The organism is Dermatobacter hominis, assembly GCF_020715685.1.
GTDB classification, from domain to species: Bacteria; Actinomycetota; Acidimicrobiia; order Acidimicrobiales; family Microtrichaceae; genus Dermatobacter; species Dermatobacter hominis.
This window is the reverse complement of record NZ_CP085840.1, coordinates 2,623,468-2,649,881: the sequence shown is the minus strand read 5'-3', so window position 1 is coordinate 2,649,881 and position 26,414 is coordinate 2,623,468. Positions and strand designations below refer to the sequence as shown.

Genomic DNA, 26,414 nt, shown 5'->3' with positions numbered 1-26,414 from the left:
CGACGGGGGAGGCCGCCGTGGCGCTGACGCTGGGCCGACCGAGCCCACCGCGACACGGCGCGTCCGAGCACGGCACGCCGCACGGGCTCCTCGGGTGGATCACCACCACGGACCACAAGCGGATCGGCCTGCTGTACATCGGCACGGCTTTCGCGTTCTTCGTGGTCGGCGGCGTGCTGGCCAGCCTCATGCGGCTCGAGCTGGCCGAGCCGGGTCGCCAGGTCGTCGACGAGCAGCAGTACTCCCAGCTGTTCACGATGCACGGCTCGGTGATGATGTTCCTGTTCGCCGTGCCGATGGCGTCGGGCCTCGCCAACTACCTCGTGCCGCTCCACGTCGGGGCGCCCGACATGGCGTTCCCCCGTCTCAACGCGCTCTCCTACTGGCTGTTCGTCGGCGGCGGGCTGGTGATGCTGTCGGGGTTCCTCACCGAGGGCGGCGCGGCGGACTTCGGCTGGACCGCCTACACGCCGCTGTCGAGTGGGCTCTACTCGCCGGGCAACGGAGCGGACCTCTGGCTGACCGGGCTGGCCCTCCTCGGCGTCGCCACGACCCTCACGGCGATCAACGTCGTCGCCACCGTGCTCACGTTGCGCGCCCCCGGCATGACGATGTTCCGGATGCCGATCTTCACGTGGACGTTCTTCGTGACGAGCCTGCTGGTGCTCCTCGGCTTCCCCGTCATCACGGCCGGGATCGCGATGCTCTTCGTCGATCGCCAGTTCGGTGGCGCCTGGTTCGACCCCGCCCGGGGCGGAGACCCGATCCTGTGGCAGCACCTCTTCTGGTTCTTCGGCCATCCCGAGGTGTACATCGTCGCCCTGCCGTTCTTCGGCGTGATCAGCGAGGTCGTGCCGGTCTTCTCCCGCCGTCCGCTGTTCGGCTACAAGGCGTTCGTCCTGGCGACGCTCGCGATCGGCGCCTACTCGGTGGCGACGTGGGCCCACCACATGTACGCCACGGGCGCGGTCTACAGCTCGTTCTTCGCGGCGACGACGCTGATCATCGCCGTGCCGACCGGCGTGAAGATCTTCAACTGGATCGCCACGATGCTCGGCGGCCACATCGTCCCCGACACGCCGATGCTGTTCGCGATCAGCTTCATCATCATCTTCCTGATCGGCGGCCTGACCGGTCCGATGCTGGCGATCCCGTCGTTCGACCTCCACGTGACCGACACGTACTTCGTGGTCGCCCACATGCACTACGTGCTGCTCGGCTCCGCCGTGTTCGCGATGTTCGCGGGCCTCTACTTCTGGTGGCCGAAGTTCTACGGGCACCGGCTTCGCGAGTCGTGGGGGCGGGCGCAGGCGGCGCTGCTGTTCGTCGGCTTCAACATCACCTTCTTCCCGCAGCACCTCCTGGGCCTGCGGGGAATGCCGCGTCGCTACGCGGACTACCCGGCCGACGCCGGCTTCACGTGGCTCAACCTCCTGTCGTCGATCGGCGCGCTCCTGATGGTGGTCGCGGTCTCGCTGTTCCTCGTGAACATCTGGATCAGCCGCCATGACCCGCCGGCCGGCGACGACCCGTGGGGCGGCAACTCGCTGGAGTGGGCCACGACCTCGCCGCCGCCCGTCCACAACTTCGACCGGGTGCCCCCGGTGCGGTCCGAGCGCCCGGCCCACGACCTGGCCGTGGCCCGTGCCGCGGCTGCGGCGGCCGCCGATGCCGTCGACGAGGACGGGACGGGCCCGCCCCGCGCGGATGCCGACGAGGGCGCCTCGTGAAGACCGAGTGGCGGACGTTCGCCGGGGTCGGCCTGTTCGTCCTGCCCATCGCGCTGATCTACGGCGCGCTGAGCGCCGACCCTGCGGGCACCGCCCTCCTCCTGTTCGCGGCGGCCTCGCTCGTCGTCGTCGGCGCCTACCTCCTGAGCGTGCACCGCACGGTGGGGGACCGGCCCGAGGACCGGGCGGACGCCGAGCCGGCCGACGCGGCGGGCGAGGTCGAGGAGCTGCCGTCCGCCAGCATCTGGCCGCTCGTGCTCGGCGTGGCCTGCACCGCCCTGGCCTGGGGGCTCGCCTTCACCGCGTGGATCACCCTGCCGGCGGCGATCCTGCTGGCCTACGGCATCACGGGGATGGCTCGCGAGACGGAGACCGGTCGGCGTCCGGATCCGTGACCTCCGGCCCGGCGGCCCCGGTCCCTGCCTCCCGGGCGGCGGCCCCGGTCTCTGCCTCCCGGGCGGCGGCCCCGGTCTCTGCCTCCCGAGCGGCGGCCCCGGTCTCTGCCTCCCGGGCGGCGGCCCCGGCCTCCGACGCCGGCCGCTCGAGGAGCTCGCCGTGCTCGCCGCGGGTGATCTCCTCGACGCGGAGGCCGGTGCCCGGGTGGACGCCCGACCTTCGCAGGTCGTCGCAGAGCGTGCGCACGAGCAGGAAGGTCCCCGCCGGCACGACGAACACCCCGACCCGGAACGCGTTGGTCAACGTCTCCGGCGCGACGCCGATCAGGCCCGACAGGACGTCGTTGGAGCCGGCGAGGAACAGCAGGCCGTAGAAGGACAGCACGGCGGCGCCCAACCCGGTGCGCCAGGGCGCGTCCCGCGGGCGGTCGAGCAGGTGGTGGGACCGGCGGTCGTGGGTGATCCTCGCCTCGATGAACGGCCACGCGTACAGGAGCCCGAAGGTCACCGTCGGCAGGAGCACGCCGGGGTAGAAGGCGTTCGGGATCGTGAAGCCGAACGCGCGGGTCTCCCACCCCGGGAAGATGCGCAGCGCGCCGTCGAGCCAGCCCATGTACCAGTCGGGCTGGGAGGCCGACGTGGCCGCCGTCGCGGTCAGCGTCGAGCTGAACGGCCCGTAGACCCAGATCGGGTTGATCTGCGCCAGCCCGCCCAGCGCGGTGAGCACCGCGCCCGTCATCAGGAACAGCGCCGTCGATCGCAGGAGGAAGCCCGGCCACAGCCGGTGCCCCACGACGTTGTCCTCGGTGCGACCCGGACCGCGGAACTGCGTGTGCTTCTGGCGCCAGAGCAGGCCGAGGTGGAGCGCGAGGAGGGCGCCGATCACGACGGGGATGACCAGCACGTGCAGGCTGAAGAACCGGGGGATCGTGCTCGCCGACGGGAACTCGCCACCGAACAGGCCGAACGCCAGGTCCGGTCCCAGCACGGGCGTTGCCAGCGCGATCGACCACGCCACCCGGAGCCCCGTGCCCGACAGCAGGTCGTCGAGGAGGGAGTAGCCGAAGAAGCCGTTGGCGATGGCCAGGACGAGCAGCGTGACGCCGATCATCCAGTTCACCTCCCGCGGCCGGCGGAAGGCGCCGGTGAAGAACACCCGGGCGAGGTGCAGGACGATCGAGGCGAGGAAGACGAGCGCGGCCCAGTGGTGGACCTGGCGCATCACCAGCCCGGCTCGGACCTCGAAGCTGAGCTCGAGCGCCGACCGGTAGGCCGCCGACATCTCCTGGCCGCGGAGCGGGGCGTACGGCCCGTCGTAGGTGACCTCGCGCGTGGACGGCTCGAAGAAGAACGTGAGGAACACGCCGGTGACGACGAGGATCACGAAGCTGTAGAGGGCCACCTCGCCGATCAGGAACGACCAGTGCCCCGGGAAGACCTTGCGCAGCGCCCGCCGCCCGGCCGGGGCCCCGCCGACGCGGTCGTCGAACCAGCGCAGCGTGCGGCGGAACCGCCCGGCCTGGGCATCGGTCCCGTCGCTCACCGGTCCCGGTCCCAGAAGATCGGGCCGACCGGCTCGGGGAAGTCGCCCCGCGCGACCAGGAAGCCCTCCTCGTCGATGCCGAGCGGCAGCTGGGGCAGCGGCCGGGGCGCGGGACCGAACCGGACCTGGGCGCCGTCGAGGACGTCGAACGTGCTCTGGTGGCACGGGCAGAGCAGCTCGTGGCTCGACTCGCGGTACAGGCCGACCGGACAGCCCACGTGCGTGCAGATCTTCGAGTACGCGACGTTGCCGTCGGCCACCCAGTCCCGGCGATCCTCGGGGAGGCGCATCTCGTCGTCGCGCACCCGGATCACGACGGTCGCGGCGTCGTCGGCGTCCTCGTGGCCCTCGGGGAACACCGTCAGGATCCCGCCGACCTCGAGCGTGTCGGGGCGCAGCGGGCCGCCGCCCCGGGTCACCAGCCGGCTGCCGTCGCGCCACGGGGTGACGTACAGGTCGCGGCCCGGGCGGGGTCCGAGCGACCGCAGCGGTGCGAGCGCCGCCAGGGCGAGCGCACCGACGGCACCGGCCATCAGGGCGAGCAGCCCGCGCCGGTCGGCGAGCGGCGACGACGACTCCTGCAGGGTCGTCCAGAACCGGTCCCGCGCCTGCTGCTGGGACGGCAGCGGGTGGCGCTCCTCGGTCGACTCCTCGTCGGGGAGCAGCCGTGTGGCCAGCACGACGAGCGCGGCCCCGAGCGCGCCGAGCGACACCCCGAGCAGCGCGCCCTCCAGCTGGGGCTGGCCGCCCCGGAGGTAGACGAGTCCCAGGCCGAGCGCCGCCACGATCGAGAGCCCGAGCAGGAGCTCCACGACACGGGCCGGGCCTCGGCCGTCGCGCTCGTCCTCGGACCGGACGTCGCCCGAGGGCTCGTCGGGCGCCGGACCCGGCCCGCCGTCCGGATCGTCGCCCGGCTCCTCGTCCGGATCGTCGTCCGGCGGTGCGCTCATCGACGGTCCCCGATCCAGTGCATCACGAGGACGAGGCTCCCCAGGCCGACCACCCAGGCGACGAGGCCCTCCGGCACCGGGCCGATGCGGCCGAGCGGCGCACCGCCCCGGTCCTCGGGGTGGTCGAGGTACTCGGTGTAGCGGACGATGTCGTCGAGCTGGTCGTCGTCGATCGTCGCCGGCCCGAACGCCGGCATCGCCCCCGGACCGATCCGGATCGCCTCGGCCGTCTCCTGCGGCGTCGCCCGGGTGATGCCGGGAGCGAAGGCGTTCCGCCCGACCGCGCCCCCCGCTCCGGCCGAGCTGTGGCAGGCCGCGCAGTTGGCGGTGTAGAGCTGCTGGCCCTCCGACAGCGACCCGTCCTCGGGCCGCACCGAGGGGATGGGCGGCCCGTCGCCGAGGGTGGCGACGTAGGCGACCAGGTCGTCGATCACGTCCTGCGGGTACGCCGGCGGCTTGCGGATCGGCTGCTTGCCGGGCTGATCGAGCGGCATCCGCCCGGTGGTCAGGTAGAACGACGCCGAGGCCGCGCCGGCGTCCTCGAGCGACGGGCCACGGTCCTCGACACCGCGCCCGTCGGACCCGTGGCAGGAGGCGCAGCCCTCCAGGTAGCGCTCACGACCGGCCGCCGGGTCGCCGTCCTCCTCGGCGCGGGCCGGCGGGGCGACGGGGCTCGCCGCCAGGACGGCCGGCAGCGAGAGCGCGGCGACCACGGCGAGGGCGGCAGCGCCGAGCAGGGCGAGCCCACGCGTCATGGCGAGAGGTAGAGCAGGACGAAGACGCCGATCCACACGACGTCGACGAAGTGCCAGTAGTAGGCCAGCACCTGGGCGGAGGGGGTGCGCGACGAGTCGAACCCGGCCGCCGCCGACCGCCCCAGCACGACGCCGATCGCCACGAGCCCCGCCATCAGGTGGAGGCCGTGGAACCCCGTGATCGTGTAGAAGGCGGTCCCGAAGGCGTTCGAGGTGACGCCGAAGCCGAGCTCGCTCCACTCCCACGCCTGGCCCGACACGAACACCGCGCCCATCACCGCCGTGGCGAGCAGGAGCCGGCGGAACCGCCGGACGTCGCCGCGCTCGAGCGCGCCGACCGCCCCGTGGATGACGAAGCTCGACGAGACGAGCACGACGGTGAGCAGCGCGGCCAGCGGGATGTTCAGCTCGGCGCCCGGAGGCGGCCACCCGGTCGGTGAGGCGCCCTCCAACGAGAGGGCTGCGGCACCCAGCGCCGCGAAGAACATCAGCTCCGAGGACAACCACACCACGGCGCCGACGTTGATGGGCGCCGGCCCCGAGCGACCGGTGGACGTCAGCACCGCGCCGCCCTACCCGGCACCTCTCAGGTCAGACCGGACGCTGCCCGGGTAGGGCGGCCGCCGTGAGCGATGCGCCCGGCCGCCGCCATCCCAGGTCCCGCCCGCAGCGGGCGGGGCGCTGGGCGGCCGCGCTGGCGGCCGCGGTCGCCGTCGCGTCGACCGCGTGGCTGCCGGACGAGCGGTTCAGCTCCGAGGTGGTGTCGCACCTGCTCGTCGGGATGGTGGCGCCCGTGCTGGTGGTGGTGGCCGGGCTGCCGGTGGCGACCGCCCACCGCGTCGGTCCCGCCCGGGTGCGCCGGTGGTCGCGCACCGGGGCGGTCCGTGCCCTCACGAACCCGGGATGGATCGCCGCGGCGTTCGTGCTGACCCCGTGGGCCCTGTGGCTGACACCGCTCGTCGGGGTGACGCACCAACCGGTGGCGCACGCGGTGGTGCACGCCCACATGCTGCTGGTCGGCGTCCTGTTCGTGGAGCACCTCGTCGGCCGGGCGCCCCTCCCGGTGCGGTGGTCGTGGCCGGCCCGGCTGCTCGCCGGCGCCGTCGTCATCGCCTCGCACGGGTTCCTCGGGCTGGCGCTGCTGGCGCAGGACCGCCCGCTCATGGCGCACCACGGCGCCTCTCCGGCCGCGCTCGCCGACCAGCGGCTCGGGGCGCAGCTCATGTGGGTGGGCGGCGAGATCGTCGCCGTCCCGCTCCTCGTCTGGTGCCTCTGGCGCTGGATCGCGCACGAGGAGCGGCGGGCCCGTCTGGACGACCTGGTGCGCGACCTCGAACGACCGGAGGCGGTCCGATGACGGGTGGACGGATGGACGGGCACGACGTGTTCGGGACGGACCGCGAGGTGGAGCTCGCAGGGCGCACGCGCCGCATCCGCTGCCTGCAGCGCCTCGCCGAGGCACTGCCCGGCGCGGCGGAGCTGCCGGTGACGACCCGGATCCTCGTGGAGGACCTGCTCCGCCACGACGACGGCTCCGGCGCCACGGCCGACGTGGTGCGGGCGCTCGTCGACGGCGCCACATCCGACGAGGTCATCGACGTCCCGTTCCACCCGGGTCGGGTGCTGATGCAGGACTTCACCGGCGTCCCCGCCATCGCCGACCTCGCGGCGGTGCGCGACGCGGTCGGCGACCTGACGGGTGATCCCGGGCAGGTCCGACCGGAGGTGCCGGTCGACCTCGTCATCGACCACTCCGTGTCGGTCGACTCCGCCGGCTCACCCGACTCGCTCGCCGCGAACGAGCTGGTGGAGCGCGAGCGGAACTCCGAGCGCTACGACTTCCTCGAGTGGGGGCGCCGGACCTTCGCCGGCTTCGAGGTGCTCGGCCCCGGCGCCGGCATCTGCCACCAGGTGAACCTCGAGCGCCTGGCGACCGTCGTGCGGGAGGACCGCGACGGCACCGTGTGCCCGGACACGCTGGTGGGCACCGACTCGCACACGACGATGGTGAACGGCCTCGGCGTGCTCGGATGGGGCGTCGGCGGGATCGAGGCCGAGGCGGCGATGCTCGGGGAGCCGGTCTCGGTGGCCGTGCCGGGGATCGTCGGGGTGGAGCTGGCCGGCTCGCTGCGCCCGGGGGTGACGGCGACGGACCTGGTCCTGACCATCACCGAGGCCCTCCGCTCGCACGGCGTCGTCGGGAGGTTCGTCGAGTTCCACGGCGCCGGGCTCGCCGCGCTGCCGGCCGAGGCCCGGGCCACGATCTCGAACATGTCGCCCGAGTACGGGTCGACCGCCGCGATGTTCCCGATCGACGACGAGACGCTCGCCTACCTGCGGCGCACGGGCCGGTCGCCGGATCGCGTCGCCACCGTCGAGGCGTACGCCCGGCACCAGGGGCTCTGGCGCAGCGAGGCCCCGTCGCGGTTCGCCGACGCGCTCCGCGTCCGCCTCGACGAGGTCGAGCCCTGCCTCGCCGGCCCGTCGCTGCCCCAGCAGCGGGTGCCGCTCGCCGCGGTCCCGGGCCGGGTCGCGGCGGCGATCGCCGCGGTCGTCGGATCGGGCGAGGACCCCTCGGAGACCGACCGGGCGATCCGGACCCGTCGGCCGGGGGTCCCGAGCAACGGCCGGCCTGCGGAGGTCCGGGCGGCGTCGGCCGACGACGCGTCCGCGCAGTCGTTCCCGGCCAGCGACCCGCCGGCTCTCGACGCCGACGACCCGGTGGCGTCGCAACCGTGGGAGGAGGGCGACGCGGCCGAGCCCGGCGAGCCGACCGCGGCCCGAGTGGTCCCCGTGAGCACCGGCCACGGCGCCTTCGACCTGACCGACGGGCATGTCGTGATCGCCGCCATCACGAGCTGCACCAACACGTCGAACCCGGCGGTGATGGTCGGCGCCGGACTCCTCGCGCGGGCGGCGGTCGACCGCGGGCTGCGCACGCCGCCGTGGGTCAAGACGTCGCTGGCCCCCGGATCGCGGACCGTGGTGCGCTACCTCGAGGACGCCGGGCTCGCCGCCCCGCTCGCCGCGTTGGGGTTCCACGTCGTGGGGTTCGGGTGCACGACGTGCATCGGCAACTCCGGGCCGCTCGCGCCCGAGATCTCGGCGGCGATCCGCCACCGCGACCTGGCGGTGTGCGCCGTGCTGTCGGGCAACCGGAACTTCGAGGGCAGGATCCACCCCGACGTCCGCATGAACTTCCTCGCCTCGCCCCCGCTCGTGGTCGCCGCCGCGCTCGCCGGGCACATGGAGGTCGACCTGTCGTCGGACCCCCTCGGTGTCGACGAGGGCGGGAGCCCGGTGCGGCTCGCCGACCTCTGGCCGTCCGACGAGGAGGTGGCCGACGTGGTCGGCCGGGTGGTGCGCCCCCAGCTCTTCGCGGTCGGGGCGCCCGGTGCGTCCGACGCCGGGGGTGCGGAGGCCGGTGGCGGCCGGGCGACGAGCCGGCCAGTCGCCGGTTCCAGCCCCTGGAAGGACGGCTCGACCTACGTCCGCAGACCCCCGTTCGCCCGGCCGCCGGCCGCGGGGTCGCACGAGGTGGGCGACATCGTCGGCGCCCGGGCGCTGGTGGTCCTCGGCGACAACGTCACGACCGACCACATCTCGCCGGCGGGCGTGATCGACGTGGACTCCCCGGCCGGTCGCTGGCTGCTCGGCCAGAGCGTCGACCCGGTCGACTTCAACAGCTACGGCAGCCGGCGCGGCAACCACGAGGTGATGGTCCGGGGCACGTTCGCCAACCCGAGGCTCCGCAACGCCTTGGCGGAAGAGCGCTCGGGCGGCTGGACGCGCCACCTGCCCGACGGCGAGCTCGTCACGATCCACGAGGCCGCGACCCGCTACGCCGCCGAGCACGTGCCGCTCGTCGTGCTGGCGGGCGTGGAGTACGGGACCGGCTCGTCCCGCGACTGGGCGGCGAAGGGCACCCGACTGCTCGGGGTCCGCGCCGTCATCGCCCGCTCCTTCGAGCGCATCCACCGGACGAACCTCGTGGGCATGGGCGTGCTCCCGCTCCAGCTCCCGGACGGCGCGTCGGTGGGGTCGTTGGGACTGACCGGCGAGGAGGAGATCGACGTGACCGGCGTGGTGGACGCCGACGGCGAGCTCCGGCGCACCGCCACGCTGCGGGCCGGCGACGTGGAGGTCCCGCTCACCGTCCGGGTCGACAACCCGCGGGAGCGGGCCTACCTGGCCGCCGGCGGCATCCTGCCCCACGTCGTCCGGCGGCTGGCCGAACGGGCGCGGGTGGCAGGGTGAACCCGGACGACGAGGGCCTCGGCTCCGACGCGTGGGCGGTGGTCGAGGAGGGGCTCGACCTGGACCGCCTGGGCTGGTCCGAGGCGGTGTTCTCGCTCGCCAACGGCCACATCGGCCTGCGCGGCAACCTGGACGAGGGCGAGCCGCTCGACACGCCGGGCACCTACCTGAACTCGGTCTTCGAGTACCGGCCGCTCCCGGTCGCCGAACCCGGCTACGGGATGCCCGAATCGGGCCAGACGATCGTCAACGTGACGAACGCGAAGGTGCTCCGGGTGCTCGTCGACGACGAGCCGTTCGACGTCCGCTACGGCACGCTGGTCGCCCACCGCCGACGGCTGGACCTCCGGCGGGGCGTGCTCGAGCGCGAGGTCGAGTGGCGATCGCCGGCCCGGCAGGGGATCCGGTTGCGGTCGACGAGGCTCGTCTCCTACTCGCAGCGCTCCATCGTCGCGTTCCGGCTCGAGATCGAACCCGTCGGCGCCCCGGCGCGGATCGTCGTGCAGTCCGAGCTCGTCAGCGGCGAGCCCCAGCCGAGGCCCGACGTGGCCGACCCCCGGGTCGCGGTCGCGCTCGACTCGCCGTTCGCCGACGTCGACCACTCCTGTCGTGGCGACTGCGTCGTGCTGGTGCACCGCACGCGCCGGAGCGGCATCGGCGTCGCCGCGGCGATGTCCCACGACATCTCGGTCCCCGGTCAGGCGGATGTCTCGTGCGACACCAGTGGCGACCTCGGTCGGACGACGGTCACCGCGTCGCTCGACGTCGGCGAGCGGCTCGAGATCGTCAAGTACGCGGCCTACGGCTGGTCGACCGTCCGGTCCGACCACGCGCTGCGGGACCAGGTCGCCGCCGCGGTCGACGCCGCCCGGCACACGGGGTGGGAGGGGCTGCTCTCGGAGCAGCGGGCCGCGCTCGACGACTACTGGCGGCGGGCCGACGTGGAGGTCGGCGGCCCGGCCGACCTGCAGACCGCCATCCGCTACTGCCTGTTCCAGACCTACCAGTCGGCCGTGCGGGCCGAGGCCCGGCCGATCGCGGCGAAGGGCCTCACGGGCAGCGGCTACGACGGCCACACCTTCTGGGACAGCGAGGGGTTCGTGGTCCCGGTGCTCTCGCACCTGCTCCCCGACGCAGCGGCGGACGCGCTGCGGTGGCGGCAGTCGACGCTCGACATCGCTCGGGACCGCGCCCGAGCGCTCCGGCTCGACGGCGCGGCCTTCGCCTGGCGGACGATCCGGGGGAGCGAGTGCTCGGGCTACTGGCCGGCCGGCACGGCGGCGTTCCACGTGAACGGCGCCGTCGCGGCGGCGGCCCACCGCCACGTCCAGGTGACGGGCGACGTGGACTTCGAGGCGACCGTGGCGGTCGACCTTCTCGTCGCGGCGGCCCGGCTCTGGCACAGCCTGGGCCACTTCGAGGTCCAGGGCGGGTTCCGGATCGACGGCGTCACCGGTCCGGACGAGTACTCGGCGGTCGCCGACAACAACCTCTACACGAACCTCCTGGCGGCCGCGAACCTGCGTGCCGCGGCCGACGCCGTGGAGCGGCACCCGGCCGAGGCGGCCCGGCTGTCGGTCGAGGCCGACGAGGTGACGGGCTGGCGGTCGGCGGCCGAGTCCATGTGCATCCCCTACGACGAGCGGCTCGACGTCCACCAGCAGGCCGAGGGGTTCACCGACCACGAGCCCTGGCCCTTCGAGCGGACGAGCCCGGACGAGTACCCGCTGTTCCGCACCCACCCGTACTTCGACCTGTACCGGCGGCAGGTGGTGAAGCAGGCCGACCTCGTGCTCGCGATCCACCGCTGCCCGGACGAGTTCGACGACGCGACGGCCCGCCGCGACTTCGACCACTACGAGCCGATCACGGTCCGCGACTCCTCGATCTCGGCGATCCCGCAGGCTGTCGTGGCGGCGAGGGTCGGCTACGTCGAGCTCGCCGAGGCGTTCCTCCGGGAGCTGGCCCTCATCGACCTCGACGAGCTCCACGGCAACACCCGCGACGGCCTCCACATCGCGGCGTCGGCAGGCGTCTGGTCGGCGGTGGTCGACGGCTTCGGCGGGCTGCGGTCCTGGGACCCGCCGTCGTTCCGGCCCGTCGGCCCGCGCAGCCTCGGGCGGCTGGCCTTCTGCGTCCCGTGCCGATCGGGATCGGTCCACGTCGAGCTGCTCCCGGACCGGGTCGGGTACCGCCTGCTCGAGGGGCAGCCGTTCCCGATCCGCCACGAGGACGAGGAGCTCGTCGTCGGCGAGGCCACCACCTGGCGACCGGTCCGGCCCGGCCTGGACGAGCCGGCACCGGCGCAGCCGCCGGGCCGGGGCGTGCCGTTCCAGCCGGCGCACCCGCGCGGGTGGGCGCCGCGAGGACCGGCGGGGGACGACGGCGGTGGGTGAGGTGAGCGGCTCGGGTCGCGATCCGGGGTGGCCGGTGCACCACCTGTTCGACCTGGACGGCGTGCTGACCGACAGCGCCGACGCCCACGCCCGAGCCTGGAGCCAGATGTTCGACGACGCCCTGCGCTCCCACGTGGTCGACGAGCTCGGGATCGCCGACGTGCGGCCGTTCGACCCGGTCGAGGACTACCTCCGGTACGTCGACGGGCGGCCCCGCCGCGACGGCGTGGTGCAGTTCCTGGCCGCGCGCGGCGTCACGGCGGGTCGCCTCGGCGAGCGGTCGGGCGTCGTGGACCAGCTGGCCGCCCGGAAGGACGAGCTGTTCCGGGCGGAGGTGGCCGATGGGGCCGTCCACGTCTACGACGACGCGTGGCCGTACCTCGAGTGGCTGGAGGCCGAGGGCGCGCGTCGTGCCGTCGTGTCGTCCAGCCGGAACGCCCGGCTCGTGCTCACCGCGACCGGCCTGGAGCGGTGGATCGACGTCGTCGTCGACGGTGCCGTCGTCGACGAGGAGGGCCTCGCCGGCAAGCCGGCCCCCGACGCGTTCCTCCGAGCCGCCGCGGAGCTCGGAGCCGAGCGCTCCGCGTGTGCGGTGCTCGAGGACGCGGTCGTGGGCGTCGAGGCCGGTCGCCGCGGCGACCTCGGCCTCGTCATCGGCATCGACCGGGTGGGCCGCCCCGATCGGCTCCGGGACGCCGGCGCCGACGACGTCGTGTCGTCGTTGGCCGAGCTGGGACCCGGGTGGTGGGCGACCCGGGCCACCGGCGCCGGTCGTGGTCGGGGCGGATCGACCTGACGGGCGCTCTACCCGGCGAGGTGCTGGCCGGCACCTGGCGCGCTGCGCCCGGCGTCGGGCGACGGGCGCAGGAGCGCCACCGCCCGCTCGGCGTCGTGGGACCGGATGTCGGCGACCTCGAGGCCGACGAGGTCGCGCGCCTCCAGCGCATCGACCTGCGCGGGGCCTCGCACCTGCAGGAGCGCCACGCCGTCGGGAGCGAGGTGGTGGGCGATGCTCGCGGCGACGACCTCGACGACGTCGAGCCCCTCCGGGCCGCCGTCGATCGCCAGGAGCGGGTCGTCGGGGAAGGCGTCGCAGTCAGCCGTCGGGACGTACGGGGGATCGGCCAGCACCAGTTGGAAGGCGTGCCGGCCGAGGTCGGGCCGGTCGGCGGCGGTGATCTCCGCCCGCCGCACCGCCACGCGTTCGGCCAGACCGTTGCGCCGGGCGTTGGCACGGGCGTGCCGGCAGGCCACCGCCGACGCGTCGACCTGCACGAGGTCGCGCCCCGTGCGGAGGGCGACGACCTGTCCGATCTGGCCGGCGCCGCAGCACAGCTCGAGCACCGGACCCCGGGCCAGGTGGGCGGCCTGCTCGACGGCCCAGTCGGCCTGGAGCAGGGTCCAGAGCCGGGGTTCGAGGACCCGCTCGTCGTAGCCGACCCGCAGCGGGCCGAACGTCGCCAGGATCAGGTCGCCTCCGTCGGACATGGACGGGTCCCTAACCGGCGGCCGGCCCGGGGAGAACGGCCCGGCCACCGGCTGACCGGACGATGGGCGGACGCTCAGGTCGGGAGGTCCCCGATGATCCACTGGAGGTCGATGTGGGCGCTCGCGATGCGCCACCCCTCCGCCTGCCGGCGTGCCCCGTAGGTGACGCGGAGCCCGGCGGTTCGGTGCGGCACCTCACCCTCCCGGTAGGCCAGCACGAGCTGGTTGGCGGTGATGTCCGCGCGGTCGCCGTCGAGCGCGATCACCAGGTCGGTGTGGAGGTGCTGGGAGCGCTCGCCGTCGTCGCGGCCGGGCCCGACGCGCGCCAGCACCGCGTCGATGCCCTCGATCCTGTGGCGAGGGCCGGACGCGACGACGTCCGGTGCGTACAGCGAGCTCGGATCGCCGCCGTGGCCGTCGAGCCACGTGCCGAGGCCGCTGATCAGCTCCTGGAGCGCGAGCCGGTCCGCGAGGTCGGCGAGGTCGTCGGTCCGGGGCGGGTCGGTGGTGGTGGTCATGGAGGTCTCCTGAGGGGTCGTTGGTATGACCAACGGTATCGCGGAACGTTGGTCATGCCAACGGGTTCGCTATCCTCGGGGGGTGGACGTGCCCGACCGCCTCGCCTCCAAGCCGACGTTCCTCGTCACCCAGGCCGCGACCGTCGCCCACCGCCTGGCGTCGGAGGCGTTCGAGCGCGCCGGCGCCCGTGGCTACGAGTACCGGGTGCTGGTCGTGCTGGACGACGTCGGGGCGTGCAGCCAGGCCGATCTCGGTCGCTCGGCGCGGATGGACCGCAGCGACGTGACGACCACGCTCGACGCGCTCGAGGCCGAGGGCCGGGTGCGACGGGAGCCCGACCCCGCCGACGCCCGTCGCAAGGTCGCGACGATCACCGCCTCGGGCCGCCGCCGGCTGGGCGTGATCGAGTCGGAGCTGGGTCGGGCGCAGGACCGCTTCACGGCGTCGCTCACGGCGAAGGACCGCCAGCGGCTCGTCGAGCTCCTGACCGCGGTCCTGGCCGACGCCGGGGCCTGAGCGACTCGCGCCGTGGACGTCGGCGCGGGTGCGATCGTCCGGGGCCCGAGCCGTGCTCCCGCCGGTGCGCTCAGCCCAGGAAGGGGTCGAGGTCCTCGAGGAGGCGGCCCCGGCCGCGGGCGCCGACCAGGGTCAGCGCGATGCGGCCGTCGACGTAGAGCACCATGGTCGGCGCGCTGAGCACCTGGTGGCGGCGGGCGAGGTCGGGGCTCTCGTCGACGTCGACCTCGACGATGCGCAGCCGGGCCGCCTGCTCGTCGGCGAGGGCGTGGAGCACGGGCGTCTGCTGCTCGCACGGCGGGCACCACGACGCGGTGAAGTCGACGAGGACCGGCCGGTCCGACGCCATGACCTCCTCGTCGAACGAGGTGCTGGTGAGGCGGTCGACCGATGCGGCCGAGGGGGTGGTGGGGTCGTGGGTCGTGCTCATGGGGTGACCGTACGAGCCGTACCCCGGTACGGGGTCAAGCCCCCGTGGGCGTTCCCCGCAGGACCGGGCTGTCGAGCGAGAGGCAGGCGCCGTCGGCGCCGGCGCACAGGTCGAGCAGTGCTCGCAGCCGGGTGCGCACGGCCTCGAGGTCGGCGAGCTCCTGTTCGACCACGGCCAGCCGCGACGAGGCGGTCGCCAGCACCCGCGCCGAGGACCGCGCCCCGGACTCGTCGGTCTCGAGCAGGGCGGCGATCTCCGCGAGCGAGAACCCCAGGTCCTTGGCACGGCGGATGAACGAGAGCCGCCACAGCGCCGCGTCGTCGTAGTGCCGGTAGCCCTGCGGGGATCGCTCGGGCTGGTCGATCAGCCCACGCCGCTCGTAGTACCGGATCGTCTCCACGTTCACGCCGGCCGCCTCCGCGAGCCGGCCGATGGTGCGCGCTGCCATCCCGCGACGCTACGGGCGGGGCGAGCTCGACGACACGTCGGCCATCGCGTTCTAGCGGCCACCGCTCCGGGTACGGCGGTCGCGCGACGTCGCGAGCAGACCGCAGCAGCACCTCGCTGCCCGTCACCGACCCGGCCGGCCACGTGCCCGTCGCGATGCGGAGGAACCATGGCAGGGATCGCAGTGATCACCGAAGCGTGCATCGGGGTGAAGGACCGGGCCTGTGTCGACGTCTGCCCCGTGCAGTGCATCTACGAGTACGACCCCGCCACCAACACGCTCGTCTCCGAGGAGGAGGCGGGCAGCGGCGTCATCGAGAACTCGCATCAGCCGGTGCCCGATGCGATCGCGGTGTTCGGCGACTCGATGCTCTACGTGCACCCCGAGGAGTGCACGTCGTGCACGGCGTGCTACCAGCCCGATGTCTGCCCGGTCGGCGCCATCTACCCCGACGAGCGCGTGCCCGACGGGGTGGCGAGGACCGCGTACAACGCCGACGACGCCAACAAGGGGCACGACCACACGTTCTTCATCCAGATCAACCGCGACGTCTTCGCCGACTGACCTCTGCCCGAACCCGGCCGACGGTCGTCGGGGCGGCCGTCTGGCTCAGCCGGCGTGACCGGACCAGCCGGTCACGCCGACGATCCGGAGCACGATGAGCCGGGCGAACGGCTGGTCGCCGTACTGCTCGTAGCGCCTCGCCAGCCCGCGTGCGAGCGCAGCCGAGCGGCTGGCGCCCGGCTCGGGGTCGAACTCGACGGACGCTCGGACCCACCACAGCCGTGACCAGTCCTCGCTGTCCCAGTTCTCCACCAGGAGCGCTGCCCTCGGGTCGTGCTCGAGGTTCCGTTCGCGCTGCAGCCGTGTGGAGCCCTTCGGCTTGACGAGATCGACGGGGATGCCGACGAAGCCGTCGTCGACCGCGAAGACGACAGGAACCGCGTCGACGCCGCGCTCCGGGTTGACGGTGGACAGCACCCCGTGGGAGGACTCGGCGAGACGGCCCAGCGCGTCAGGTTCGCTCAGGCGCATCGATCGTCCTCCCGCACCGCTGCCTCGCCGGCCGCCGGTGCGGCGACCCCGGGTCCGCAAGGATCGCTCCCTCGTCCCCGCTCCGGCAACAGTTCCGCTGTGACAGGCTCGCCGGATGCAGGTCCACCTGGTCGACGGCACCTACGAGCTCTTCCGCTACTTCTACTCGCCGGGCGGCGGGCACTCGAACGACGCCGGCGAGCAGGTCGGGGCCGTGCGCGGCGTGCTCCGCTCGCTGCTCACGATGCTCGGCGACGGCGCCACCCACCTTGGCGTCGCCACCGACCACGTGATCGAGTCGTTCCGCAACGACCTCTGGCCCACTTACAAGGACGGCTCGGGGATCGACGCCGATCTGAAGCGCCAGTTCCCCTGGCTCGAGGAGGCGATCGCCGCGCTGGGCCTCACCGTCTGGCCGATGGTCGAGGTCGAGGCGGACGACGCCCTCGGCGCCGCCGCAGCGGTGGCCGCGGACGACGACCGCGTCGAGAAGGTCGTGATCTGCACGCCCGACAAGGACCTCGCCCAGTGCGTCGGCGGCAAGGTCGTCCAGTACGACCGCCGGGCCCAGCAGTTCCGCGACAGCGAGGGCGTCCTGGAGAAGTACGGCGTCGAGCCGGCGTCGATCCCCGACTGGCTCGCCCTCGTCGGTGACAGCGCCGACGGGTTCCCCGGCCTCCAGGGCTGGGGCGCCAAGACCGCCGCGACCGTGCTGCGGCGCTACGGGCGCATCGAGGACATCCCGCACGCGCCGGGCCAGTGGGACGTCGGCGTCCGCGGCGCGGCGAAGCTGGCGACCACCCTCCACGATGAGTTCGAGCAGGCGCTGCTCTTCAAGACGCTGGCGACGCTCGTGACCGACGTCGAGGTCGGCACGGTCGACGAGTGGCGCTGGGACGGGCCCACCGACGACCTCGTCGGCTGGGCGGACCGCCTCGACGCGCCCGACCTGGTGCGCAACGCCCACCGCATCGCCGAGGACCGCGCCTGACCGACCCGCGCAGCTGACCAGTCCTGACAGAGCACGGAGGGCGCAGGAGCCGGTCAGGCCGGGACGTCGAAGATCTGGGTGTACTCGACCGGCGGCGGGTGCTCGAGCTGGGCGTAGTCGCACTGGCTCGGCTCCTTGTCGGGCCGCCAGCGCACGAACCGGGCCGGGTGGCGGAACCGTCCCGACGTGAGGTTCTCGTACGTCACCTCGACCACCAGCTCGCAGCGGAGCGGCACCCACTCGGCCGAGGCCTTGCCGCCGGACCACCGGTTCGGCGCCCCCGGCATGCGGGCCCCGTCGGTGTGGGCCTCGGCGTCGGCCCAGGCGCGCCACGGGTGGGACTCGACGCCACCCGTCTCGTACGGCGCGAGCTCGGCGGCCAGCGTCCGCCGCTGGGACGCGGCGAAGGCGGAGGCCACGCCGACGTGGTGCAGCATCGGCGGATCGGCGTCGTCGAACAGGCCGAGCAGGAGCGACCCGACGCCGCCGTCCTTGTGGTGCCGGTACCCCGCGACGACGCAGTCGGCCGTGCGGTGGTGCTTCACCTTGAGCTGGACGCGCTTGTCGGGGACGTAGGGCTCGTCGAGCGCCTTGGCCATCACGCCGTCGAAGCCGGACCCGTCGAAGCGCTCGAACCAGTCGGTGGCGAGCGCAGGGTCGTGGGTGGCCGGCGTGAGGTGCAGGGGCGGGGCGACGTGGTCGAGCAGGCGCTCCAGCGTCGCCCGCCGCTCCCGCAGCGGCAGCGGCATGAGGTCGAGGTCGTCCAGGGCGATGAGGTCGAAGAGGACGAGGTGGGCCGGCGTCGTCTCGGCGAGCATCTGCACGCGGCTGTCGGCGGGGTGGATCCGCTGCTGCAGCAGGTCGAAGTCGAGTCCGTCGGGGCCGGGGACGACGAGCTCGCCGTCCATCACGCAGCGCTCGGGGAGCATCCGGGTGATCGGTCCGACCAGCTCCGGGAAGTAGCGGGTCAGCGGCTTCTCGTTCCGGCTGCCGAGCACCACCTCGTCGCCGTCGCGGAACACGATGCAGCGGAACCCGTCCCACTTCGGCTCGTAGAGGAGGTCCCCGGTGGGGATCTCCTTGGTGGCCTTCGCGAGCATGGGCCGCATCGGTGGGAGGACCGGGAGCCGCACCCGTACGGTTCTACACCTTCGGGCAGGGGGCGTCGTCAAGCAGAAGGCGGCGCTCAGCCGGCGATGCCGTCGAGCGGGACGCCCCCGGCGGGCAGCAGCCGGTCGAGCAGCGGGCCAACCTCGTCGCCGACGACGAGCAGCTCGCGGATGCGCGGGCGGCAGAGGCCGCGCTCGACCGCGTGGTCGAGGAAGGCCACGAGGTGGTCGTAGTACCCGCCGACGTTGAGGAGCCCCATCGGCTTCGGGTGCAGGCCCAGGTAGGACCAGCACAGCACCTCGAACATCTCCTCCATCGTCCCGACGCCGCCCGGCAGCGTCAGGAACGCGTCGGCCCGCTCGAACATCGCCCGCTTGCGCTCCGGCATGCCCTCGACGACGACGAGCTCGTCCAGATCGCCGTGCGCGACCTCGGGCTTCATCAGGTGCTCGGTGATCACGCCCGTGACCGAACGCCCGCCGGCCAGCGCCCGGTCGGCCACGACCCCCATGAGGCCGACGTGACCGCCGCCGTACACGAGGTCGATGCCCCGCCGGCCCAGCTCGGTGCCGACCTCGGCGGCCGCGTCGGCGTACGCGGGGTCGTCGCCCATGTTGGACGCGCAGTACACGCAGAGCCGGGGAGGGCGGTCGCTCGCTCCGGGGGCCGGGACGGTCATGGGCGCCGACGGTAGCCCTGACCGCGTCGGGTCGGACCACCGGGTTCGGCGACCGCTCGGGCGCCTCTCGACGGGGTCGGCGGCTGCCGCGCCGCCGTCGAGGGTCAGCCGGCCGGTGCCCGGGACTGCAGCTCGTCCACCTCCCGGTCGAGCCGCGCCACCTCGGACCGGACGTAGGCCTCGAGCGACGCGATCCGGGCGTCGACCTCGCCGACGTCCTTCGCGGCGGACGCCTCGAGCCGCTCGAGGTCGGCCTTCGTCGAGCGCTCGAGCTGCGCCAGCAGCTCCCTCAGCTGCGAGTCGGTCAGCTTGAGCGACTCCTGCATGTCCTTCTCCAGCCGTGCGAAGTCGCGGCTCCACGAGTCCTTGTCGGACCGCACCAGCTCCCGGAGCGTGCGGTCGAGCCGCTCCACGTTGTCGGTGGCGGTCTGCTCGACGCCGTCCAGGTCCTCCTGCACGTCGCTCTGCAACGCCGCGGCCGAGTCCTTGGTGAGGTCCTCGACCCGGGGGATGATCAGCAGCGCGCCGAGCGACAGCGGGATGCACGCGAGGCCGAGCACGAGCCCCACGGTGGTCACGCCGCCCGCCGCGGTCCCGGTGGCTCGCTTCGTCCGCCATCGGTCGACCAGCGCGCAGACCGACGCCACGACGCCGAACGGCAGGGCGAGGAAGAACCACACGACGCCCAGGGCCATCACGGTGCCGAGCGCGCCCAGCACGACGGCGGTGATGGCGAGCGGCGTCGCGGCCCGGCGGCGGTGCCCCGGGTCCGGGTCGTCCGTCGCCCGACGGCCGGCGCGAGCGTCGGTGCGCTCGACGGCGGTGGTCATCGGCTCCCATCGGCCGGGACCGGGCGGAGTTGAGCGGCGGAGGCCCGGGTGCCTGCCCGTGGGACGGCCCCGGGCCCGCCTTTGGGGTGAGCGAGGCGGCACAAGTACCGTTCCGGGCCATGGAGCACCCCATCCGAGAGCGGGTCGAGGACCTCGCCAAGCGTCGTGAGCTCGCGCTCACCCCCGGTTCGCAGCGTTCGATCGACCGCCAGCACGAGCGGGGCAAGATGCTCGCCCGCGAGCGCATCGACTACCTCCTGGACGAGGGGTCGTTCCACGAGCTCGACATGCTGGCCCGCCACCGGGCCGGCGACGCCCTCGCCGACCGCCCGTACGGCGACGGCGTGATCACCGGCTGGGGCACCGTCGACGGCCGCAAGGTGTTCGTCTTCAGCCAGGACTTCACGGTGTTCGGCGGTGCGCTCGGCGAGGTCTTCGCCGAGAAGATCATGAAGCTGATGGACCTGGCCATGAAGGTCGGTGCCCCGGTGATCGGCCTCAACGACGGGGCCGGCGCCCGCATCCAGGAGGGCGTCGTCTCGCTCGCCAGCTACGGCGGCATCTTCTTCCGCAACGTGAAGGCCTCGGGCGTCACCCCGCAGATCAGCGTGATCATGGGCCCGTGCGCGGGCGGTGCGGTGTACAGCCCCGTGATGACCGACTTCGTGTTCATGGTCGACGAGACGTCGTACATGTTCATCACCGGCCCCGACGTGGTGAAGCAGGTGACCGGCGAGGAGGTCACGCAGCAGGAGCTCGGCGGCGCCCGCACCCACACCGGCACGTCGGGCGTGGCGCAGTTCATCTCGCCCGACGACAAGGCCTGCCTCGACGACGTCCGCTACCTGCTCGGCTTCCTCCCCGCCAACAACCTCGAGGAGCCCCCGGTCGAGCCGACCGCCGATCCGGCCGATCGCCGCTGCGAGGAGCTCTACGACCTCATCCCGAGCTCGGCCAACCAGCCCTACGACATGCGCGACGTCGTGCGCACGGTCGTCGACGACGGGGACTTCTTCGAGTACGCCCGGGACTGGGCCGGTTCGATCATCTGCGGGTTCGCCCGCCTGGGAGGGACGAGCGTCGGCATCGTCGGCAACCAGCCGGCCATGTTCGCCGGCGTGCTCGACATCGAGTCGTCGTCGAAGGCGGCCCGCTTCGTCCGCACCTGCGACGCGTTCAACATCCCGCTCGTCACCTTCGTCGACGTCCCCGGGTTCCTCCCCGGCGTCGACCAGGAGCACAACGGCATCATCCGCCACGGCGCCAAGCTGCTCTACGCCTACTGCGAGGCGACCGTGCCGCGGATCTCGGTGATCACCCGCAAGGCCTACGGCGGCGCCTACGTGGTCATGGACTCCAAGTCGATCGGGTCCGACCTGGCCTTCGCCTACCCCTCGGCCGAGCTGGCGGTGATGGGCGCCCAGGGCGCGGTCGAGATCGTGAACCGCCGCGAGCTGGCCGAGGCCGCCGATCCGGTGGCCCGTCGGGCCGAGCTGATCGAGGCCTACGAGGAGACCTTCCTCAACCCGTGGGAGGCCACCGACCGCGGCTACATCGACGACGTGATCGACCCGGCCGAGACCCGGATCAAGCTCATCGCCTCGCTCGAGGTGCTGCGCACCAAGCGCGAGGACCTGCCCAACCGCAAGCACGGCAACATGCCGCTCTGACGATGGCGCTGCAGATCGATCCCGAACCGACCGAGGAGGAGGCGGCGGCCATCGTCGCCGCGCTCGAGGTGGGCCTCCCGCGCGCCGGGGCCGAGTCCGCTCCGGACAGCGTCTCGCGCTGGCGCTGGTCCGGCCGCTGGTGGTCCAAGCCGGTGCCGATCCGTCGCGGCCGGCCGGGCTGAGCCGACGAGCGTGGGCACGGACGACCGCCGCGTCGCCGCGGTCGTCGTCGGAGCCGGCACCGCCGGCCTGAACGCGGCCCTGCAGCTGGCGCGCCGCGGGCTGTCGGTCACCGTCGTCGAGTCGCGCCCCCTCGGCGAGGGTGGTGCCCGCTGGGACAACGGCGTGCTGGCCTGGCAGTACGCCCGGGCGGGGCTCGCCCCGCCGACCGCCGACGAGGTCCACACCGGGACCGGGCGCACGTTCCTGCTCGGCCCGGCCGACGCAGGGCCGGTGGTCGTCGAGTCGCCGACGGAGCACGCCGACATGCGGCGGCTCAACGACCGCCTCGTGGCGCTGTGCCGGGCCGAGCGCGTCGACTTCCTCGACCGCGCCCGTGACGTCTCGGTCGAGCTGGTCGACGGCCGCGTGCGAGCGCTGGCGCTGTCGGCGGCGCCGCCCGACGCCGCCGAGGCGGCGCCCGTGCGGCTCGAGGCCGACCTGTTCGTCGACGCCGGTGGGCGGCGCGGCGTCCTGCGCTCGCAGGTCCCGGAGCTCGCGGCCTGGTGCCCGCCCGTCGGGCGCGACGTGCTCTGCACCGCCAGCCAGTTCATGCTCGACGTGGCCGATGCCGACGGCGCCCGGGCGTTCCTCGACGGCCACGGCGCGACCCCCGGCGACGGCGTGACCTGGGTCGGCCTCGACGGCGGCTTCTCGGCGCTGGCCGTCGGCGTCGCCGCCGACCTCGGCGAGGTGTCGGTGCTGACCGGGGCGATCGCGTCGGGGGAGTGGGGGTCAGGCCGGACGATCCTCGACCGGTTCCGCGGCGCCAACCCCTGGATCGGCGAGCCCCGCTACGGCGGCGACGGCCTCATCCCGCTCCGACGGCCCTACGCCCGCCTCGGCGCGTCGGGGGTGGCGCTCGTGGGCGACGCCGCCTGCCAGGTCTTCCCCGCGCACGGCAGCGGGATCGGCACGGGCCTGATGGCCGGCGCGGTGCTGGCGGAGCAGGTCGGCGGCGCGGCCGATCCCGGCGCCGACGGGGCGCTCTGGGCGTACCAGACCGCGTACCACCGCGAGCACGGCGGCACGCTGGCGGCGTACGACACGTTCCGCCGCTGCAACAGCGCGGTGGGGACCGACGGCGTGCGCCGGATGTTCGAGAGCGGGCTGTTCACCGCCGACATGGGCGGGTCGGGGCTCGAGCAGCGCTGGGACGAGCCGTCCGCGGCGCAGTCCCTGTCGGCGACCCGGGCCTACGCTCGGGATCCCGGCCTGGCCCGGGCGATGCTCCCGTGGCTGGCGCGGTGCGCGGTGGCGTCCCGGCTCGGCGCCGCCGCCCCGGCGGAGCCCGACCTCGGGGCGCTGCGCCGGTGGGACCGCCGGCTGGCCCGCGTCGTCGGCGGCTGACCCACCTGCGGACGATCCGGACGTGGACGGGTGGCGTCGGCGAGCGTCAGTCGGCGGCGAGGAACCCGATGATGTCGGGGAGTGCGGCGGGGTCCTGCACGAAGAAGGCGTGGCCGCCGTCGTACAGGCGCTGTTCGGCGCCCGGCACGTGCTCGGCGATGTAGGCGCCGTTGACGGGCGGGGCGATGCCGTCCCACCGGCCGCTCGCGACGAGGGTCGGGCACGACACCGCGCCGAGCCGGTCGCACACGTCGTGGTGGCTCCGCGCCTCCATCTGCAGCCGCGCGCCCTCCTCCTGCTCCGAGGTGCGCTCCCGCGCCTGGCCGGCGGCGAGGAAGTCGACCAGGCCCTGCTGGTCGGGGTGCTCCGCCAGGAACTCCGGGGTGAACCGCGTGTCGAGCAGCTCGGCCCCCTTCCGCAGCCGGTCCTCCGGGGGCAGGTCGGCGAGCTCGTGCAGCGGGTACGACGCCCCGCCCGCGCCCCCTGGCGAGGTGCACAGCAGGGCCAGCCGCTCCACCCGGTCGGGCCAGGTCACGGCCAGCTCCTGAGCGACCATCCCTCCGAAGCTGATGCCGACCACGCGGCAGGTGTCCCAGCCCTGGCCGTCGAGGAGGCCGGCGACGTCGGCGGCGCAGTCGGCCATCGAGTAGGGACCGGGCGGGACGCTCGAGCGGCCCATGCCCCGGTGGTCGAGGGCGAGGAGGTCGAACGGGCCGCTGAAGGCCTGGACGAGGAGCGCGGAGTCCTGCAGCGCCATGCCGGAGCCGTTCAGGAACACGGTCGGCCTCCCCGATCCGGACCGCTCCCAGTAGATGTCGATCCCGTCGACGCGGCAGGTGCCACTCGTCCCGCTGGCCATGCCCGACCGTACCGCCTCGCCATCGCCGTATCCTCGGACGACGTGGCGGACCCATCCGACGACCTGCTCCCCGAACCGATGCCGCCCGAGGTGATGACGGTCGCCGACGACGAGGTCGTCGTGTTCCACGGTCCGATCGCGACGACGTGGACGGACCTGCCGCCCGACACCGACCTCGACCTCGACGGCGTCGCGGTCCGCACCCTGCCCCGGCGTGGCGAGCTTCTCGCCACGGTCGCCACCGCGAACGACGTGCACTTCGGCGAGATCGAGTGCGGCCACATCGACGGCGTCGACTGGGAGACCTACACGGTCGAGCCCGGTGAGCCGCCCTACCCCGAGACGATGAACGCCGCCGTCGTGGCCGACATGGCGGCCCGGCGGCCCGACGCCGTCGTCGTGAAGGGCGACGTCACCTCCGATGGCACCGACGAGCAGGTCGACCGCTTCCTCGACGTCTACGGCGGGGCGTTCGGCGATGACCTGATGTGGGTCCGCGGCAACCACGAGAGCTACCACCACCAGCAGCGCGGGGCCTGGCCGGTGCAGGAGCGCACGCTGGACGGCGTCGTCCTCGCCGTGCTCGACACCTCACGGGACGCGACGATCAACGGGCACCTCTCCGCCGAGCAGCTCGAGTGGCTCGACGAGCTCGGCGCCCGGGCCGACCGGCCCGTGCTGGTGTTCGGCCACCACCCGGTGTGGAACCCGGCCGAGGAGCGCCGGCGCGAGGGGGTGTTCGGCCTCGTCCCCGGCGACACCGAGGCGCTGGCCGAGGTGTTCGTCCGCCGGCCGCGGCTGCTCGGCTACTTCGCCGGCCACACGCACCGCAACAACCGGGTGCGCCTCCCCGGCGCGGGCGACGTCCCGTTCGTCGAGGTCGGGACGGTCAAGGACTACCCCGGCTCGTGGGCGGAGTACCGGGTCTTCGACGGCCTCGTGCTGCAGGTGCACCGCCGGGTGACGGCGCCCGACGCGCTCGACTGGAGCGAGCGCACGCGGGGGATGTTCGCCGGCACCTACGCCCGCTACGCCCGGGGCCGCCTGTCGGACCGCTGCTTCGCGATCGAGGCCCGGTGACGACCGACGGCGCCACCGGGGGAGCGGTCGACGGCGCGGCCCGCGGTCCGCTCGCCGACCTGCGGGTGGTCGACCTGGCCACCGTGATCGCCGGACCGGGCTGCGCGCGCTACCTGGCGGACTACGGCGCCGACGTCATCAAGGTGGAGCGGCCGCCGGGCGGCGACAGCGTCCGCTCCATGGGCTGGACGGACCCCGCGGACGGCCGGTCGATGTGGTGGAAGGTCGTCGGTCGCAACAAGCGCACGATCGCGCTCGACCTGAAGGACCCGGACGACCTCGAGGTGATGCGCCGGCTCCTCGACTCGGCCGACGTCCTCGTGGAGAACTTCCGACCCGGCACCCTCGAGCGCCTGGGCCTGGCCCCCGAGGTCCTGCACCGCACCAACCCCTCGCTGGTGGTCACCCGCGTGACCGGGTTCGGCCAGACCGGGCCGTACAAGGACCGCCCGGGCTTCGCGACGCAGGCCGAGGCCCTGTCGGGCTTCGCCGCCATCAACGGCGAGCCGGACGGCCAGCCGCTCCTGCCCCCGATCGCGCTCACCGACGAGGTGGCGGCGCTGGTCGCCGCGTTCGCCACGATGGTCGCCCTGCACTCGGGCGTCGGTCAGGTGGTCGACGTGAACCTGATCGAGTCGATGCTGCAGCTGATGGGCCCGCTCGTCCCGCTCTACGGCGTGCTCGGCCAGGTGCAGGAGCGCCTGGGTGCCGGCATCCCGTACACCGTGCCCCGCAACACCTACCGGACCGGCGACGGACGGTGGGTGGCCGTGTCCACCAGCGCGGAGTCGGTCGCAGGCCGCGTCATCGAGCTCATCGGCCTCGGGGGCGACCCGCGCTTCGCCGACTTCGCCGGGCGCGTCGCGCACCGCGACGAGATCGACGCCCGCATGGCGGAGTGGATGGCCGAGCGCACGACGCCGCAGGTGCTCGACGAGTTCGAGGCCGCGCACGCCGCGGTCGCGCCCGTGTACGACATGGCCGACATCGCCGAGGACCCGCACTTCCGGGCCCGAGGGGCGATCGTCGAGATCGACGGCTTCCCGATGCAGGACGTGGTGGCCCGGCTCAGCGCGACGCCGGGTGCGGTCCGCTGGGTCGGGCGGGGGCTCGACGAGGACGGCGACGAGATCCGCCGCGAGCTCGACGCCGCCGACTGACCGC

Annotated in this window: 27 protein-coding genes; 14 read left to right on the top strand and 13 right to left on the bottom strand. The window is 73.9% G+C overall.

Translation table 11 applies throughout. The annotated features are described in order from the left end of the window. Positions 1-17: 17 nt before the first annotated feature. Positions 18-1,730 (top strand): cytochrome c oxidase subunit I, encoded by a 1,713-nt coding sequence (gene ctaD, locus LH044_RS12500; RefSeq protein ID WP_227755920.1) that lies wholly within the window; start codon positions 18-20, stop codon positions 1,728-1,730. Next, entirely contained in the window at positions 1,727-2,125 is a 399-nt protein-coding gene (gene ctaF / locus LH044_RS12495) for an aa3-type cytochrome oxidase subunit IV (protein ID WP_227755919.1), read from the top strand. The genes ctaD and ctaF overlap by 4 nt, the downstream gene beginning before the upstream one ends. On the opposite strand, the gene qcrB is transcribed toward ctaF, so the two are convergent. The 4 genes from qcrB to LH044_RS12475 are packed head-to-tail and all read right to left on the bottom strand — an operon-like array spanning position 2,076 to position 5,936. Further along, a complete protein-coding gene (gene qcrB / locus LH044_RS12490; RefSeq protein WP_227755918.1) occupies positions 2,076-3,668 on the bottom strand; it encodes a cytochrome bc1 complex cytochrome b subunit in 1,593 nt (530 codons plus the stop codon). The two genes, ctaF and qcrB, sit on opposite strands and share 50 nt — an antisense overlap. Beyond that, positions 3,665-4,618 carry a ubiquinol-cytochrome c reductase iron-sulfur subunit gene (locus LH044_RS12485; RefSeq protein WP_227755917.1) on the bottom strand — a complete coding sequence of 318 codons (954 nt, stop codon included), beginning with the start codon at positions 4,616-4,618 and terminating at the stop codon, positions 3,665-3,667. Before LH044_RS12485 ends, qcrB begins: the two co-directional genes overlap by 4 nt. After that, on the bottom strand, positions 4,615-5,373 hold the full coding sequence (qcrC, locus tag LH044_RS12480) for a cytochrome bc1 complex diheme cytochrome c subunit (RefSeq protein ID WP_227755916.1): 759 nt from the start codon (positions 5,371-5,373) through the stop codon (positions 4,615-4,617). Before qcrC ends, LH044_RS12485 begins: the two co-directional genes overlap by 4 nt. Next, positions 5,370-5,936, bottom strand: coding sequence for a cytochrome c oxidase subunit 3 (locus LH044_RS12475; protein WP_227755915.1), 567 nt, complete (start codon positions 5,934-5,936; stop codon positions 5,370-5,372). The genes qcrC and LH044_RS12475 overlap by 4 nt, the downstream gene beginning before the upstream one ends. Positions 5,937-5,998: 62 nt before the next feature. Here LH044_RS12475 and LH044_RS12470 point away from each other — a divergent pair, with 62 nt between their 5' ends. The 4 genes from LH044_RS12470 to LH044_RS12455 are packed head-to-tail and all read left to right on the top strand — an operon-like array spanning position 5,999 to position 12,822. Further along, on the top strand, positions 5,999-6,730 hold the full coding sequence (locus tag LH044_RS12470) for a cytochrome c oxidase assembly protein (protein WP_227755914.1): 732 nt from the start codon (positions 5,999-6,001) through the stop codon (positions 6,728-6,730). Between the two features lie 11 nt (positions 6,731-6,741). Further along, the gene (locus LH044_RS12465) at positions 6,742-9,630 is read left to right on the top strand and encodes an aconitate hydratase (protein WP_227755913.1); all 2,889 of its coding nucleotides are present in this window, start codon (positions 6,742-6,744) and stop codon (positions 9,628-9,630) included. Next, positions 9,627-12,026 (top strand): glycoside hydrolase family 65 protein, encoded by a 2,400-nt coding sequence (locus LH044_RS12460; RefSeq protein WP_227755912.1) that lies wholly within the window; start codon positions 9,627-9,629, stop codon positions 12,024-12,026. The genes LH044_RS12465 and LH044_RS12460 overlap by 4 nt, the downstream gene beginning before the upstream one ends. After that, positions 12,019-12,822: an HAD family hydrolase gene (locus LH044_RS12455; protein ID WP_227755911.1), complete on the top strand. Its 804-nt coding sequence runs from the start codon at positions 12,019-12,021 to the stop codon at positions 12,820-12,822. The genes LH044_RS12460 and LH044_RS12455 overlap by 8 nt, the downstream gene beginning before the upstream one ends. Positions 12,823-12,830: 8 nt before the next feature. On the opposite strand, the gene LH044_RS12450 is transcribed toward LH044_RS12455, so the two are convergent. Then, complete coding sequence (locus LH044_RS12450; protein WP_227755910.1) at positions 12,831-13,514, bottom strand: methyltransferase; 684 nt, start codon at positions 13,512-13,514, stop codon at positions 12,831-12,833. 74 nt (positions 13,515-13,588) lie between these two features. Next, positions 13,589-14,032: a nuclear transport factor 2 family protein gene (locus LH044_RS12445; RefSeq protein ID WP_227755909.1), complete on the bottom strand. Its 444-nt coding sequence runs from the start codon at positions 14,030-14,032 to the stop codon at positions 13,589-13,591. A gap of 82 nt (positions 14,033-14,114) precedes the next feature. Between LH044_RS12445 and LH044_RS12440 the strand changes: the two genes are divergently transcribed. Then, positions 14,115-14,549 carry a MarR family winged helix-turn-helix transcriptional regulator gene (locus LH044_RS12440; RefSeq protein WP_227755908.1) on the top strand — a complete coding sequence of 145 codons (435 nt, stop codon included), beginning with the start codon at positions 14,115-14,117 and terminating at the stop codon, positions 14,547-14,549. Between the two features lie 70 nt (positions 14,550-14,619). On the opposite strand, the gene LH044_RS12435 is transcribed toward LH044_RS12440, so the two are convergent. Both LH044_RS12435 and LH044_RS12430 read right to left on the bottom strand, forming a co-directional pair. Next, on the bottom strand, positions 14,620-14,979 hold the full coding sequence (locus LH044_RS12435; protein WP_227755907.1) for a thioredoxin family protein: 360 nt from the start codon (positions 14,977-14,979) through the stop codon (positions 14,620-14,622). Between the two features lie 34 nt (positions 14,980-15,013). Then, positions 15,014-15,427: a MerR family transcriptional regulator gene (locus LH044_RS12430; RefSeq protein WP_227755906.1), complete on the bottom strand. Its 414-nt coding sequence runs from the start codon at positions 15,425-15,427 to the stop codon at positions 15,014-15,016. A 168-nt stretch (positions 15,428-15,595) separates the two neighbouring features. Here LH044_RS12430 and LH044_RS12425 point away from each other — a divergent pair, with 168 nt between their 5' ends. Further along, complete coding sequence (locus tag LH044_RS12425) at positions 15,596-15,991, top strand: 4Fe-4S dicluster domain-containing protein (protein WP_227755905.1); 396 nt, start codon at positions 15,596-15,598, stop codon at positions 15,989-15,991. Between the two features lie 45 nt (positions 15,992-16,036). On the opposite strand, the gene LH044_RS12420 is transcribed toward LH044_RS12425, so the two are convergent. After that, entirely contained in the window at positions 16,037-16,462 is a 426-nt protein-coding gene (locus LH044_RS12420) for a PNPOx family protein (protein ID WP_227755904.1), read from the bottom strand. 115 nt (positions 16,463-16,577) lie between these two features. Between LH044_RS12420 and LH044_RS12415 the strand changes: the two genes are divergently transcribed. After that, positions 16,578-17,453 (top strand): 5'-3' exonuclease, encoded by an 876-nt coding sequence (locus LH044_RS12415; RefSeq protein WP_227755903.1) that lies wholly within the window; start codon positions 16,578-16,580, stop codon positions 17,451-17,453. A 53-nt stretch (positions 17,454-17,506) separates the two neighbouring features. Here LH044_RS12415 and LH044_RS12410 read toward each other — a convergent pair whose 3' ends face one another. The 3 genes from LH044_RS12410 to LH044_RS12400 form a co-directional block, all read right to left on the bottom strand. Then, the gene (locus LH044_RS12410) at positions 17,507-18,586 is read right to left on the bottom strand and encodes an ATP-dependent DNA ligase (RefSeq protein ID WP_227755902.1); all 1,080 of its coding nucleotides are present in this window, start codon (positions 18,584-18,586) and stop codon (positions 17,507-17,509) included. 53 nt (positions 18,587-18,639) lie between these two features. Then, positions 18,640-19,242, bottom strand: coding sequence for an LOG family protein (locus LH044_RS12405; protein ID WP_227755901.1), 603 nt, complete (start codon positions 19,240-19,242; stop codon positions 18,640-18,642). Positions 19,243-19,346: 104 nt separating this feature from the next. Beyond that, the gene (locus tag LH044_RS12400) at positions 19,347-20,072 is read right to left on the bottom strand and encodes an MFS transporter (RefSeq protein WP_227755900.1); all 726 of its coding nucleotides are present in this window, start codon (positions 20,070-20,072) and stop codon (positions 19,347-19,349) included. A 119-nt stretch (positions 20,073-20,191) separates the two neighbouring features. Here LH044_RS12400 and LH044_RS12395 point away from each other — a divergent pair, with 119 nt between their 5' ends. Genes LH044_RS12395 through LH044_RS12385 form a run of 3 tightly spaced genes read left to right on the top strand, consistent with a single transcriptional unit; the run spans position 20,192 to position 23,311 of the window. Then, positions 20,192-21,742 (top strand): acyl-CoA carboxylase subunit beta, encoded by a 1,551-nt coding sequence (locus tag LH044_RS12395; protein WP_227755899.1) that lies wholly within the window; start codon positions 20,192-20,194, stop codon positions 21,740-21,742. 2 nt (positions 21,743-21,744) lie between these two features. Further along, entirely contained in the window at positions 21,745-21,924 is a 180-nt protein-coding gene (locus LH044_RS12390) for a hypothetical protein (RefSeq protein ID WP_227755898.1), read from the top strand. A gap of 10 nt (positions 21,925-21,934) precedes the next feature. Continuing rightward, positions 21,935-23,311 carry an FAD-dependent oxidoreductase gene (locus tag LH044_RS12385; RefSeq protein ID WP_227755897.1) on the top strand — a complete coding sequence of 459 codons (1,377 nt, stop codon included), beginning with the start codon at positions 21,935-21,937 and terminating at the stop codon, positions 23,309-23,311. Positions 23,312-23,357: 46 nt separating this feature from the next. On the opposite strand, the gene LH044_RS12380 is transcribed toward LH044_RS12385, so the two are convergent. Continuing rightward, complete coding sequence (locus tag LH044_RS12380; protein ID WP_227755896.1) at positions 23,358-24,170, bottom strand: alpha/beta fold hydrolase; 813 nt, start codon at positions 24,168-24,170, stop codon at positions 23,358-23,360. A 42-nt stretch (positions 24,171-24,212) separates the two neighbouring features. Here LH044_RS12380 and LH044_RS12375 point away from each other — a divergent pair, with 42 nt between their 5' ends. Both LH044_RS12375 and LH044_RS12370 read left to right on the top strand, forming a co-directional pair. Continuing rightward, positions 24,213-25,250, top strand: coding sequence for a metallophosphoesterase family protein (locus LH044_RS12375; RefSeq protein WP_227755895.1), 1,038 nt, complete (start codon positions 24,213-24,215; stop codon positions 25,248-25,250). Then, complete coding sequence (locus LH044_RS12370; protein ID WP_227755894.1) at positions 25,247-26,410, top strand: CaiB/BaiF CoA transferase family protein; 1,164 nt, start codon at positions 25,247-25,249, stop codon at positions 26,408-26,410. The genes LH044_RS12375 and LH044_RS12370 overlap by 4 nt, the downstream gene beginning before the upstream one ends. The last annotated feature ends 4 nt before the right edge of the window (positions 26,411-26,414 follow it).